Here is a 574-nt window from a genome sequence, read left to right as displayed (position 1 = left end):
TATGGATTAAGGAAGAGGATCTAGATCATGATAAACTTGTTCGTTGGGCAATTGAGATTATTGACAGGCAATTAGAGAATAAGAGATTTGAATAGAAGGAGATAAATAATATGAGTGCATCTACAGCGAATGAGGTAACGGAGTATTTTCATTCATATGGTTCCAAAGCTGCCGAGTGTGATGAGAAATTGGTTCAGGAATGGATAAATGATCCAAACACAAGTATTACAAATCATCCAATTTGTGAAGAGGATCTTCATCGGTTTAAAGACTGGCACAGATGGAAAGGAACCGCATATGAGACAGGAATTGACGATCAAACAAAGATAGTAAGATTATTGGAAGAGATTACGAAACTGAAAAAAGAAATAGAAGTATTGGAAGAGGTAACCAGGGAACTGGATGAGCATATTGACGGGTTCTTTTAATCTTTTAGTAAGGTTTTGAATGAAAAATACAAACGAAATATGTACATTTCCCTTGCTTATAAATATTATGGCGAGGGATTTTTTTTAGCACAAAAATATCACGGCAGGCAAACTGACATGTTCATTAGTCAAACGCAGTGGGAGTG

At 35.9% G+C, this 574-nt stretch carries 1 protein-coding gene; it reads left to right on the top strand.

Annotation, left to right across the window (positions count from 1 at the left end):
* The first annotated feature begins 110 nt into the window (after positions 1–110).
* Positions 111–428, top strand: coding sequence for a hypothetical protein (locus AC6HVZ_RS19640; protein ID WP_497559804.1), 318 nt, complete (start codon positions 111–113; stop codon positions 426–428).
* Positions 429–574 lie beyond the last annotated feature (146 nt).

The organism is Oceanobacillus sp. NCCP-135, from assembly GCF_059698015.1.
This window is presented reverse-complemented; position numbering and strand designations above follow the sequence as displayed.